The organism is Nocardia flavorosea NBRC 108225 (genome assembly GCF_001613385.1).
In the GTDB taxonomy this organism is placed as follows: Bacteria; Actinomycetota; Actinomycetes; order Mycobacteriales; family Mycobacteriaceae; genus Nocardia; species Nocardia flavorosea.
This window is the reverse complement of sequence record NZ_BDCG01000019.1, coordinates 130096-142596: the sequence shown is the minus strand read 5'-3', so window position 1 is coordinate 142596 and position 12501 is coordinate 130096. Positions and strand designations below refer to the sequence as shown.

General features: G+C 64.8%; 12 protein-coding genes and 1 pseudogene. 3 read left to right on the top strand and 10 right to left on the bottom strand.

What is annotated here, in order from left to right:
- Nucleotides 1-26: 26 nt before the first annotated feature.
- The 4 genes and pseudogenes from lpqS to NFL01S_RS25935 all read right to left on the bottom strand — a co-directional run bounded on the left by lpqS (nt 27) and on the right by NFL01S_RS25935 (nt 2649).
- A complete protein-coding gene (gene lpqS / locus NFL01S_RS37845) occupies nt 27-296 on the bottom strand; it encodes a putative copper homeostasis (lipo)protein LpqS (protein WP_503826397.1) in 270 nt (89 codons plus the stop codon).
- Nucleotides 247-1762: pseudogene (locus NFL01S_RS25945) on the bottom strand (ISL3 family transposase). Before NFL01S_RS25945 ends, lpqS begins: the two are co-directional and overlap by 50 nt.
- 1 nt (nt 1763) lies before the next feature.
- Complete coding sequence (locus tag NFL01S_RS25940) at nt 1764-2021, bottom strand: hypothetical protein (protein WP_157116947.1); 258 nt, start codon at nt 2019-2021, stop codon at nt 1764-1766.
- A gap of 421 nt (nt 2022-2442) precedes the next feature.
- Nucleotides 2443-2649: a heavy-metal-associated domain-containing protein gene (locus tag NFL01S_RS25935; protein ID WP_062978914.1), complete on the bottom strand. Its 207-nt coding sequence runs from the start codon at nt 2647-2649 to the stop codon at nt 2443-2445.
- Between the two features lie 189 nt (nt 2650-2838).
- Here NFL01S_RS25935 and NFL01S_RS25930 point away from each other — a divergent pair, with 189 nt between their 5' ends.
- Nucleotides 2839-3267 (top strand): transcriptional regulator, encoded by a 429-nt coding sequence (locus NFL01S_RS25930; protein WP_157116945.1) that lies wholly within the window; start codon nt 2839-2841, stop codon nt 3265-3267.
- 14 nt (nt 3268-3281) lie between these two features.
- Here the strand turns inward: NFL01S_RS25930 and dnaB are convergent, their stop codons facing one another.
- From dnaB to rpsF, 5 genes are all read right to left on the bottom strand, one after another.
- Entirely contained in the window at nt 3282-5912 is a 2631-nt protein-coding gene (gene dnaB / locus NFL01S_RS25925) for a replicative DNA helicase (RefSeq protein WP_062978912.1), read from the bottom strand.
- 652 nt (nt 5913-6564) lie between these two features.
- Nucleotides 6565-7020 carry a 50S ribosomal protein L9 gene (rplI, locus tag NFL01S_RS25920; RefSeq protein ID WP_062978911.1) on the bottom strand — a complete coding sequence of 152 codons (456 nt, stop codon included), beginning with the start codon at nt 7018-7020 and terminating at the stop codon, nt 6565-6567.
- An 18-nt stretch (nt 7021-7038) separates the two neighbouring features.
- Entirely contained in the window at nt 7039-7290 is a 252-nt protein-coding gene (gene rpsR / locus NFL01S_RS25915; protein ID WP_033246575.1) for a 30S ribosomal protein S18, read from the bottom strand.
- A 55-nt stretch (nt 7291-7345) separates the two neighbouring features.
- Nucleotides 7346-7888 (bottom strand): single-stranded DNA-binding protein, encoded by a 543-nt coding sequence (locus tag NFL01S_RS25910; protein ID WP_033246576.1) that lies wholly within the window; start codon nt 7886-7888, stop codon nt 7346-7348.
- Nucleotides 7889-7984: 96 nt separating this feature from the next.
- Complete coding sequence (rpsF, locus tag NFL01S_RS25905; RefSeq protein WP_033246577.1) at nt 7985-8272, bottom strand: 30S ribosomal protein S6; 288 nt, start codon at nt 8270-8272, stop codon at nt 7985-7987.
- Between the two features lie 295 nt (nt 8273-8567).
- Between rpsF and NFL01S_RS25900 the strand changes: the two genes are divergently transcribed.
- Entirely contained in the window at nt 8568-9971 is a 1404-nt protein-coding gene (locus tag NFL01S_RS25900; protein ID WP_062978992.1) for a glycosyltransferase 87 family protein, read from the top strand.
- A gap of 168 nt (nt 9972-10139) precedes the next feature.
- Nucleotides 10140-11267 (top strand): NAD(P)H-dependent flavin oxidoreductase, encoded by a 1128-nt coding sequence (locus NFL01S_RS25895; RefSeq protein ID WP_062978910.1) that lies wholly within the window; start codon nt 10140-10142, stop codon nt 11265-11267.
- A 432-nt stretch (nt 11268-11699) separates the two neighbouring features.
- On the opposite strand, the gene NFL01S_RS25890 is transcribed toward NFL01S_RS25895, so the two are convergent.
- On the bottom strand, nt 11700-12488 hold the full coding sequence (locus NFL01S_RS25890) for a GntR family transcriptional regulator (RefSeq protein ID WP_062978909.1): 789 nt from the start codon (nt 12486-12488) through the stop codon (nt 11700-11702).
- Between the last annotated feature and the right edge of the window lie 13 nt (nt 12489-12501).

Sequence of the window (12501 nt, the reverse complement as noted above, 5' to 3'; positions counted from 1 at the left end):
AGATGTCTCGGCCTGGCGCTGACCGATCAGCGTCGGGAGATACAGAAATTCGTGAGAATGGCTTGCCCGTTCAACACGGGTAAGCCCCCCGGCGGGCCTCGACTCCCGCGCGTACCGGTGGAGACCAGGGCGAAGACGGTGACTGTGGCCATGCCGATCAGCACCGTCAACAGCAGCTGCTGGAGAGTGCTGCCGGAGGGCAGCACCGATTTGGCTCTGGCCCACTTTCGGTGGTGGGTCCTGGTTTCAGGCCAGGAGGATGCGGTGGCGGAGTAGCCGGAATCCGGCTCGGCCATACATTTGTCGTTTGATCAGTTTGGTTTTCGTGTTCACGCCTTCGACCGGGCCGTTGCTGTAAGGCAGGCAGAGTCCGGCCAGGACCGCGTGATAGTCGCGGTCGATCCCGCGCAAGAACGGGTCCAGTTCGGGTAGCGCCGCGGCGCGGGCGCTGCTCATCCAGTCGTCGAGGTCGCGGCCGTGATGTTCGGTGACGATGCGGGCGAACCTGCTCACCAGCTCCGCGAGCACCGTCAGGTCCGGGCAGGTCGCCAGCAACTCGGCCAGATGAGCGTGCTGCGCCTCGCCCAGTTCACCGGGGCGGGTGGTGATCCACGAGGTGAGCCGTCGCGGTGAGGGCATGACCCGGTCGGATTCGGCGCGTCCCTGGTTCAGGTACTTGTGCAGCAGGTTCAGGCTGCCTGTGTAGCCGAGGGCGGTGATCTCGACCAGCAGCGTAGTGACCGCGACACCGGGCTCACCGGCGCGGCGAGCACGCAGGTGATCACGGTAAGGGTCGACCAGACTCGCCCGGTATTGCGGTGGACGGCGGAGCTTCTCGGGTTCGCTGACCGGGAATACCGTTCCACGGTGTTCAAGCCGAGGCCGAGCCGGCGGGCGCAGTCCATGAGACCGACCCCCGGTCGAGGAGATCGTGGACGGCGTGCCAGCGGGCGAGGGTGGTGGTTTCACGGGTCAACTGGCGACGTTTCGGTCCGGCGGCAGCCCAGCAGCGGGCGTGGGCGGCCACCACTTTCTCCGCTGCTCGCACCAGGTTGTGCCACAGGTGCCAGCGGTCGGCGATCTGGAGCGCGGTCGGGGCCCCGCGGCGGATGGCTTCGGCATAGGTGGCCGACCCGTCACGCACGACGAACTCGACCCCGGGATGCTCGCGCAACCAGGTTTCCAGGGTGGCCGAGCGGCGGTCGGACAGGACATCGACGCGCTGGTGGGTCGCGGCGTCGATGAGCACGGTGCCGTATCGGTGGCGGCGCAGCAAGGCGAATTCGTCCACACTGAGCACTCTCGGCACCTTCTGGGTCTGCAGTGGGATGCCGAGCAGAACCCGTACCGCGGTCTGCCGCGACAATCGCACCGACCACCGCGGAAGCATTCGGGCCGCGGCCCGCCCGGCCAGTTCCCGCACCGCCGCGCGAACATGCCCGGTCAACCGGCTGGTGCGGCGCTGATAGCGTTCCAGCGCACCGGGGATCTGTTCCCGGAACGTGCGCTGACATCCCGGCGTCCGGCAGTACAGGCGCCGGACACGCACCCGCACCACCACGCTACGACCATCGACCGGCAGATCGGCCAGCCGCCACTCGTGAACACCGTGAACGCGGGCCGATCCTGCACCACAACCAGGGCATTCGGCCACACCACCCGGAGTCCGAGCCCGGACCACCAGCCGCGAACCCTCCTCACCCACATCCTCGACAACAAGCGGCGACAAACCTGAAAACACCACGCCGACACCAACACTCACCTCAGCTACCGGGCAATCGTGCCGTCGTCAGCTCACAGACACCACCGAAAGTGAGCCAGAGCCCCGATTTCTCGACGCAGTGGATCATGTGCTGATCACAATGATCGAGGTGGCCGTTCATACCGTGCAGATGACCTGAGTGGGCGCTACCGACGGCCGGTGCAGCCGCCGCGGCAACCGGATTGGTGTGCTCGTCGGCCAGATGTAGCATGCAGTCGAGGAGCGGTGCGATGAGCAGCACCGCCATTATCAGTGCCACCGATACACGGCGCAGCCGAGCGGAGGGATTCACCGCGGAGCACCCGGATACGGGGGGCGAAGGCCCGGTGTCGGTGCATCGCCCCCCGGAGACAGCGCGCCGCAGTACCGGAGCCGATCTTCGCCTGAACGCCGTCCATCGACGTGGACGAATCTCCCGGCCGTCACCGCACCACCTCCTTCCCCTTCACCCAATTGCTTTCGCGGCGAGGTTTTGTCGACGAAGTAAACCGCAACGGTCGCAGAACAACCTACTCGCCACCCCCACTCTCATCCACCGTCCTGTGGCCAGGGCCACCAGCACTGCCGACCGCGGGACGAGCGCCTCCGGTACGCGACGACCGCTCGGCGCCACGTACCGGAGGCGGCCCCGCCCCAGCGCCTCGCCCGCGGCGCTGGACCCGAGCCCGGCCCGGGCTCACTCAGGCGACGACTCGGTAACCGGCGGCCTCCACAGCGTTCCTGATGGCATCGAGACCGACCTCGCTCCCCGCATCGACTGCGACCCGGCCGGTCGCCGGGTCGGCGTCTACTCCGGTGACACCGGCGAGAGCGCCGACCTCTGTCCTGACTTTGGAAGCGCAACCGCCACAGGTCATTCCGGTGACTGTGATGATCGAGGTACTCATATTTTTTTCCTGTCGATCGGGTGAATACCCGCGGACCGATCCGAACTCGTGGTGCCCGGCCGCGGAGGGGACTCTTCCATAGATACAATACCCCCGTTGGGTATGCAAGTGTTCGATAGCGCGGTCGGCCGATCGATGCGGGTGCCGCCGCAAGCACTATTTTCCTACACGCTGTAGTAGAAACGGAGGGTGGCGAAACGTCCTTCAGCACGAGCGATAGCGCTGTGGGTTGCGCTGATGTCGACGACGATCGGGTGCATCGGAATAGGCGCGTGGCAGTGGGCTCGGCTCGGGAGCGCGAGCGGTATCGACCAGAATGCCGGCTATGTGCTGCTGTGGCCGGTATTCGGCGCATTCCTGCTGGTCGCCGGCCTGACCTGGCGGCGACTACAGCGATCCGCCACCAGCAAGGCCCACCCCGCGGCGGCACACGTCGAAACCCTGGCGACCCGCGAACTGCCACCCGGACTGCTACCGACCCGCATCAGCACGATCCCGGAACCCGACCCTGCAACCGTCCGCTACAACGCCTACCTCGCCCTCTTGAACGACCGTGAACTGCAACAACACCTACGCGCGGCCGGCCTCGACAATGCCCGTCGAAGCCATGGTGATTGACCCGCCCCGCACGGTCAGCCGCGGGCCATATCCACGAACCGGGAAAGATGCAGCTGGTGAGCGACGGTAATGGTCGCGGTGGGGCCATTACGGTGTTTGCCGAGGATCAGGTCCGCCTCACCGCCACGCGGATCGTCCCGCTCGAAGGCATCGGGCCGGTGCAACAGGATCACCATATCGGCATCCTGTTCCAAAGAGCCAGATTCGCGCAGGTCAGAGACCTGTGGCCGCTTATCCGTTCGCTGTTCCGGCCCGCGGTTCAGCTGGCTGATCGCGACCACTGGAACCTCCAGCTCCTTGGCCAGAAGTTTGAGGTGCCGCGAGAATTCCGAGACTTCCTGCTGCCGCGATTCGACCTTCTTACCGGAGGTCATCAGCTGGAGGTAGTCCACCACAACCAATTTCAGATCGTGCCGCTGTTTGAGCCGCCGCGCCTTCGCCCGGATCTCCATCATCGTCAGGTTCGGTGAATCGTCCACGAACAGCGGCGCCTCACTGATCTCACTCATCCGCCGCGCCAGCTTCGTCCAGTCGTCGTCGCTCATCCGCCCGGACCGCATATCCCCGAGCTTGATCTTCGCCTCCGCCGAGAGCAGACGCATGACGATCTCGGTCCGGCTCATCTCCAGCGAGAAGATCACACTCGCCAGCCCGTGCCGAATCGAGCAACTGCGCATGAAATCCATTCCCAGTGTCGAATTATGGGTGGGGATCATGGACCTTCCGGCCAGGTACATATGTGCTTCGTTGTCCACTTGGACACATCGGACCGGAACCGAATCGACCCGGCGGACATCGACGATGAACCTGCAGTCGGCTCGCGACTCGCGGCCCGCGCGCCGTTCCTTGTGCAGTACCGCCTTCCGATAAAGCCCGAAGACGACATCGTCGGTGGAAAAAGTGAGCGTGTAAGCGATAGAACGCTGCGGATTCCGGCCGGCGACAGACTTGGTCGAAACGCCACAACGATATCCGAGACCGACCACGAGCTCGCGAACGTCGAAGAACAACCGCTCGTCGGTGACCGAAAACTGAACGCAACCACTCTGGGTCACCGTCCCGTCCGTATCGAGTAACCCGGCCAGAAGAGCGCGGCGCTGGGCTTCCGATGACCGCTGATACTCGATGGGGATGTTTTTGGAGCCGAGTACGCCGATCGTACGAAGTCGCGCTTGAAGGCTGCCCACTCGGTTTCGGCATTCCTGGCACATCCGCAGACCTATCGACGGGCCGCCGCAGTGAGGGCAGGTCGGCGCGGCCACCGGAGCGGAAACGAACCGTGCTCGGCCACCGCACGAGCGGCCGCAGGTCCGGACTTCACTGGTGAACGGTACAAACGGTTTACCGCATACGATGCAGGCGCGCTCAGATATCGGCTCATCGTCCGGCAGACGCAGTTGATAGCGCATTTTCGCCGTGGGGGACGGCACCGCGACGATTCCTTCCCCCTCTATACGGGCAATGATCTCGGGGTCGAGTGAGGTGATCTGGGCGGCCGCTGTCGTACCGTCGCCCAGCCAGGCACCGAGTGTGTACGGCGGGACAAGAAAATCCCGCTCGGGTAGCTGCAAAGGCTCGGAGTTGGTCACCGAGTGATTGAGTCTGCGGTCGGCCGTTACGCATCGCAGTGTGGCCGCGATCTCGCCGGTGGTCCGGACCTCTGCGAAAGTGCGCTGGTTACGGTATCGGTTACGGCCGTCGGCCGCCTGTTGTGCGGAACGTCGAGACGCTCGCGTTTCGGTCAGCCACAGGTGTTGTTCGTCGGCAACGATCACGGTGCCATCGGAGAACTCGACCTCGTAGCACGGCCGGTCGACCATCACCTCGGTCGCCGCGACAACCCGGGTGGGTCGGCCTTCGGCGTCGAAGAGTTCGTCCCCCACCTGAATCTCGCCCATGGTGGTCCAGCCCGTCGGGGTCGGCAACGGCGTATCCAGCGCCAGCGCCTTACCTACACCGGGACGCGCCGCGACGATGATCATCTGGCCGGGATGCAGGCCGTTGGTGAGTTCGTCGAGTTCGGTGAAACCGGTGGGAACGCCCAGGGAGATACCGCCGCGGGAGGCGATGGAATCGATTTCGTCCATGGTGGGCTGCAGGAGTTCTTCCAGCGGGAGGAAATCTTCGGAGGTCCGGCGTTCGGTGACCTCGTAGACCTCGGCCTGGGCGCGGTCGACCACTTCGGCGACGTCTTGGCCGTCGGCACCGGCGTAGCCGTACTGCACGATGCGGGTGCCGGCCTCGACCAGGCGGCGCAGAATCGCCTTCTCGGCGACGATTTCGGCGTAGAAGCCCGCGTTCGCGGCGGTGGGGACGGTTTGGGTCAGAGTGACCAGGTAGGGCGCGCCGCCGATTCGTTTCAGTTCGCCGCTACGGTCGAGGCCGGCGGCGACGGTGACCGGGTCGGCCGGTTCGCCGCGGCCGTAGAGATCAAGGATCGCATCGTAGACCGCCTGATGGGCGGGGCGATAGAAATCGCCGGAGCGCAGCACCTCGATCACATCGGCGATGGCGTCCTTGCTGAGCAGCATGCCGCCCAGGACCGACTGCTCGGCGGCCATATCGTGCGGCGGCTGACGCCCGAAATCCTCACCGGGCGGCTCGGGCGGGAAGTCCGTGTGCCCGCGGTCATCGACGACTGCCATCAGACTCGACCGTCCTCTCCTCCAGACCGGACGCACCCCTGTGCCGAAATGGTTCTACCGCACGAGGCCGACAGTTTCGCCGGGTCGGGAAGTGTCTGCGACCTGTGTTCAGACATCCCAGCTATCGACCGGATAGATCCGTTCCGCCGGCTTCCGGCGAAAGCTTTGACGTGGTGCTGCGATGAACCTAGGCGAGGTTCTATCCACATACCAAACAGCCCTGTGGATAGACCTGTGGATAACCTGGGGATAGTTCACCCCTTGTTGTGTACAACCTGTGGACAACCTGGGGAAAACGCAGGTCAGCCCAGGAAAATACCCAGCTAGACCCAGATTTTCGGCGTCAACACAGTGTGGATAAACAAAGTGTCGGCGTGTCGGAGTTGTTGAACAGCCGGGCGTGTTGAGTTAACGGGCAAGCGAACAGATATGAACTGGGTCACAGTACGCCCGGTCGGTTTTGTGATTGATCCACAGGATCCACATCCTGTGGATAACTCGGACACGCCAGAGTCGGACCTCAACGGCATGACCGTGAGTATCCATCCTTCGACAAGGCCAGCTAACTACTGGCTAACACCCCCGGGAAGAGAGCACACCGACCGGGGATCACGAGAGGTGATCCCCGGTCGAAGCGTGCCGATAACCGCGGTCAGCCCGCGGCCACGACCTCCAAGGCGAATTTCGCGGCGACATCAGGGTGCAGGTGCACCGTGACCTGGTGTTTACCGGTGGCCTTGATATGCGACTTCGGCAGTTCGATGCTGCGCTTGTCCAGCACCGGCCCACCGGCCGATTTGATCGCCGCGGCGATATCGGACTGGGTGACCGAGCCGAACAGTTTGCCGGTGCCGGCAGTCTTGACAGACAGCGAAACCGACTCCAGGTTCTCGATCGCCTGCTTCAGTTCGTTGGCATGGCCGAGATCGCGCACCCGGCGGGCCTCCTGGGCCCGGCGGATTCCCTCGACCTGCTTCTCGGCACCACGGGTGGCAACGATCGCCAGCCCGCGGGGCAGCAGATAGTTACGGCCGTAGCCGTCCTTGACCTCTACGGTATCGCCGGGAGCGCCGAGATTGTCGACGTCGGCAGTCAGGATGAGCTTCATATGCTTGACCGACCTTCCTCAGCGAGCCGTCGAAACGTAGGGCAGCAACGCCATCTCACGCGAATTCTTCACCGCGATGGCGATATCGCGCTGATGCTGCACGCAGTTGCCGGTGACCCGGCGGGCGCGGATCTTGCCGCGCTCACTGACGTACTTGCGCAGCAGCGGCGCATCCTTGTAGTCGATATTGACAGGTCCGGTCTTGCTTTCTTTGCAGAAAGTGCAAGCCTTCTTCTTGAGCACCTTTTCGCGCGCCGGTGCCTTGGCCATTTTCGTTCACTCCGTTTTCTTGGCGACCCGCCGACGCGGGTCTGTGCGGGCCGTCTCAGAACGGCGGTTCATCGTCCATCCGGCTGCCGCCCCCGAAGGAGCCGGCCGCGGGCGCGCTACCCCACGGGTCTTCCGCTGCGCCCTGTTCGGACCGTCCACCGCCGCTGTTGCCGGCGTTGTAGTTTCCACCACCACCGCTGTTGGAACCGAATCCGCCACCGCCACCGCCGCGGCTGGTCTTGTTGACCTTGGCCGTGGCGTACTTCAGCGAGGGACCGACCTCGTCGACCTCGAGCTCGACGACCGTGCGCTTCTCACCCTCGCGGGTTTCGTAGGAGCGCTGCTTGAGCCGTCCACTGACGATCACCCGGGAGCCCCTGGTCAGACTTTCGGCGACATTCTCCGCCGCGTCGCGCCAGATATTGCACCGCAGGAACAGTGCCTCGCCGTCTTTCCACTCGTTGGTGTTCCGGTCGAAGATGCGGGGCGTCGAGGCGACGGTGAAATTCGCCACTGCCGCGCCCGCGGGCGTGAATCGAAGCTCGGGATCGGCCGTCAGATTTCCGATGACCGTGATGACGGTATCGCCTGCTGCCATGGTGGGTTCCTCCTGCTCGGTGTGCAGTCCGAGTGCACTCGCTGTTTGGGCTAGAGCCTAGAGACAGACTCCGACTGAACTGCGGTGCCGCTGGAACTACTTTTCGTTGCGCAGAACCTTGGTGCGCAGCACCTGCTCGTTGAGGCCCAGCTGGCGGTCGAGTTCGCTCACCGTGGCGGGCTCGGCGGTCAGATCGATAACCGCGTAGATACCTTCGGCCTGTTTGCGGATCTCGTAGGCGAGACGCTTACGGCCCCAGATATCGACCTTGTCGATTTTCCCGCCCTCGGTGCGGATAACGCTGAGCATATTTTCCAGGGACGGCCCGACGGTGCGCTCGTCCATGCTCGGATCGAGGATGACCATCACTTCGTAATGACGCACGAACCAATCACCTCCTGTGGTCTGGATTCGGCCACGGACGGTCCGTGGCAGGAGGTCGTCGCGTCAGCAACCGGGCAAGACTACCTGAGGGGGTGGGTCACTACGAAATCGATCCGGCGGACTTCGCAACCGCACTCCGGGCAGCGTGGAGGAGGATTTCCCGGTATCGGGAAAGAAGCGGAATTCGGAGCCGATAGCGGGCCGGGAGCAGCCTGGGATTATTGCCCGTGCCGTGGGCGATGGCCCCCGGTCTCGACCGCTGTTCACCGCGCACACGGCCACTAAGGTGATCAGTATGTCGATCGGAGCGGCCGCGCGCGCGTTCGCGACCGGTCGCGTTTCCCGGCGGACGTCGGCGATGGCGGCGGTGCTGCTGTGCGCGATCACGCTGACAGTGGCGTTTCTCAACAAGGCCCGTTGCGCCGGAGCGCCATTTCGCGCCGACGGCCGAAGTGTCGCATTCGACTACGTGAAGGACGCGCGGGTCTGCTACTCCGATATCCAGTTCCTCTGGCTGGGACGCGATATCGACCAGCATATTTTTCCGTATGTACACGGTGGCATCACCGCCGACGGATCACTGATCGGCGGTGCCGTGGAATATCCGGTGCTCAGCGGGCTGCTGATGTGGCTGGGCGCCTTGGGTGCGGACAACGATGCGATGTTCCTGGTGTACTCGGCGCTGCTGCTGGCCCCGTTCGCTTTACTGACAGCGTGGTTGCTGGCCCGGATGGCCGGCCGGGCCGCTCTGTTGTGGGCGGTGGGTCCGCCTCTGGTCCTCTACGCATTCCACAACTGGGAACTGCCGGTGGTGTGCACGACCGTGGCAGCGATGGCGGTGATGGTGCCGGGCCGGCTGCCGGTGCGGTCGCGGGCGATATTCGCGGCGGTACTACTGGGCCTCGGATTCTGTTTCAAGATCTATCCGGCCATATTCGTGGTGCCGTTGATGCTGTATGTACTGACCGATGGCGACCGGGGACCTGGCGAAGACGGCCGCATCCGCCTCGATATCCGGGGCGCGTTGTGGACCGGTGGCGCCGCGGCGGCCACCGTCGCGGTGGTCAATCTGCCTTTCGCGATCGCCGGATACGACGGCTGGCGGGCGTCGATCGAATTCCAGCAGCAACGCCAGGCCGATATCACCACGAACTCGATCTGGTTCTGGGGGCTACGGCCGCTGTTCGGCACCGATCGGATCGGTACCGCGGCTTTCGCCGATACCGTGGCGATCGCGTCACCGATGTTGATCATCGCCTCGTTCGTCCTGGCGTTGTGGATCGGGCGCCGCCGCTATCTCGAAACAGGTGTGTATCCGTGGATCGGTGTCAGCGGGGCGATGCTGTGCGGTTTTCTGCTGTTCCACAAAGTGCATTCGCCGCAGTACACGCTGTGGTTGATTCCGTTCTTCGTCGTCCTCGCGGTGCCGTGGCCGGTGGTGTGGAGTTATCTCGTCGCCGATATCGCGATCGGGGTGGGGGTCTTCCGTTATTTCTACGCGATGGGCACGGGGCAGTCGGTCGAGTTGATGGAAGCGGTGGTGCGCTTCGGAGTGTGGGGCCGGGCCACTCTGCTGGTGTTCCTGTTCGTCGTATTCCTGAAGGTTCCGCTACGGAAGCCACGCGCGGAGATGGGATCGGCCGTGACCCCGGCGGGCGAACCCGGGCCGGCAATCGCACCGGCGAATCGGTTCCATTAAAACTAGAACGTGTTACATTCAAGGTATGGCACCTGTCGGACCCGCGCGCACGCACCGCCCGTACCCATGGCACGCGGCGCTTACGGGCTCGCGAGGTGACAGCGGCCGGATCAGCCGCCGCGCGGCAATTATGTAACTTGTTCCAGGCATAGGGAGACCAGCAGCGCCATGCGTACCGAAATCTGCGACCGGCTGGGGATCGAGTTCCCCATCTTCGCCTTCACTCATTGCCGCGACGTGGCTGCCGCGGTCAGCAACGCCGGTGGTCTCGGCGTACTCGGCGCGGTCGGGTTCACGGCCGAAGAGCTCGAGGTCGAGCTGGCCTGGCTCGACGAACACGTCGGCGACAACCCCTACGGTGTCGACCTGGTGATCCCCTCCAAATACGAGGGCAAGGGCATCGACGGGCTCTCCCCCGAGGAGCTCGAGGCCGAACTCGCCAAGCACGTCCCGCAGGGGCATCGCGATTTCGCCGAGAAGATCCTGGCCGATCACGGCGTGCCGAAACTTCCCGAAGAGGAAGTACATCCGCAGCTGCTCGGGTGGACCGCCACCACCGCGGCGCCTCAGGTCGAGGTGATCCTTCGGCATCCGAAGGCGAAACTGGTCGCCAACGCGCTGGGTACGCCCCCGCCGGAGTTCGTCTCGCAGATCCAGGAATCCGGGCGCCTCATCGGCGCGCTCTGCGGTTCGGTGAAGCACGCCATGAACCACAAGAACGCCGGCCTGGACTTCGTCGTCTGCCAGGGCACCGAGGGTGGCGGACACTGCGGTGAGGTCTCCTCGCTGGTGCTGTGGCCGCAGGTCATCGACGCCGTGGGCGATCTGCCGGTGCTGGCCGCGGGCGGTATCGGCGACGGTCGCCAGGTCGCGGCCGCCATGGCGATGGGTGCCGCCGGGGCCTGGACGGGGTCCATCTGGCTGACCGTGGAAGAGGCCAACGTGCCGCCCGCGCAGATGCAGACCCTGATCGACGCCTCGAGCCACGACACCATCCGCTCTCGCTCATGGACCGGTAAACCGGCCCGGATGCTGCGCAACGAGTGGACCGACGCCTGGGAATCGGCCGACAATCCGGATCCGCTGCCCATGCCGCTGCAGATGATGGTCGCGCTGGACGGCGTGAAACGCGGCCACCGTTACCCGGAGGCCGCCAAGGACGTGAACTTCAACCCGGTGGGCCAGATCGTCGGCATGATGAACAAGACCGAGCGTTCGGCCGATGTGATGAACCGCCTCATCGAGGACTACGTCAACGCCTGCGAGCGCCTGAACAAGCTCAACGACGCCGGCTAGTCACCGCGTTCGGCCGTACGGACCCGCACGGCCGAACGTGCCCGCCGTGGACCCGGCGTCGCACCGAACCGGTGCCGCGCCGGGCTGCGTCTTGGCCCGTCGGCACCTCGGTAGCCGCAAGGCCGGCAGTCAGGATCCGCCGCGACACCGCCATCGACGGTGGAGACGCGGAACGCGATAGCCGATTCGAGAGGTTCGGGACCCCATACCGGCCCAGCAACGTTCGTATATCCGAGTATCGGCCGGCCGCCCGAAGGCGCTCGGCCGAACGCATACCTCATCAGCGCCGGCACCGACCGGGTGAACTGTCCGGTTCAGCTCTCGTGTACCCCGACGTTGCTCAGGTCCGGCTCCCGAGTTCAGCGGGGCCCTCGTGAATTTGCTGCCGGGCACACCGACAGGCGCCTGCCGCTCCGCGAAACCGGGTTCTGCTCACGCTGTGACGGCGTGGATCTGTGGATCGTCCTGGGCTCCGAGGAGTTCCTCGAAGCGGTTGATCACCTTGTGGTGATAGATCCCGAAAAGATCTTCGAACAGGGCCAGTTGCGCAGGCGAGGGGCCGGAGTCCGATTCCCATACCGCGATCAGCGCCCGCCAGACCAGTACGTGCAGATCGGCCGCGCCGGCGAAATATGCCTCGACGGCCTCCGGCACCTCGAGCACCATATCGCCGATCGAGTTCAGGATTGCACGTTGCAGGCTGGATTCGAGGGCGACGAGCAACCGCCGCACGATCCCGATTTCGATGGCCAGAATGCGTCGGTGATCGGGTACATCGGTGCGTGCGAGGGTTTCGAGCGCATCGACTTCGGCCTTGAGTTCGGCGAGATCGAAACCGGCTGCCACCGGTCCGCCCGGCGCTGCGCCGGTGTAGGCGAGCAGCGCATCCATGACGATCCCCCGCTCGACCTCGACGATATCCCGGAACATCTCGATCGCGACGTCGGGCATCGGGATGGAGAAGCGGAAGAGGTGGCGGTAGACGTCCAGCCCGCCGGCCGAACGCACCTCACGGATGGTGAAGCCCTTACCGCGCCTGGCCTCCACGAAACCGTAGGATTCCAACCGGCCGAGCGTGAGCTGCGCGGTGGCCCGGTTCATTTCGAACTCGTCGGCGACCTGACGGACCGAGGGCATCAGCTCCCCCGGCTGGTATTCCCCCGCGGCAACCCGCCGGGCCAGTTCGTCGGCGACGTCGGCGACCACCGTGCGGGACCCCATGGATACACCTCTC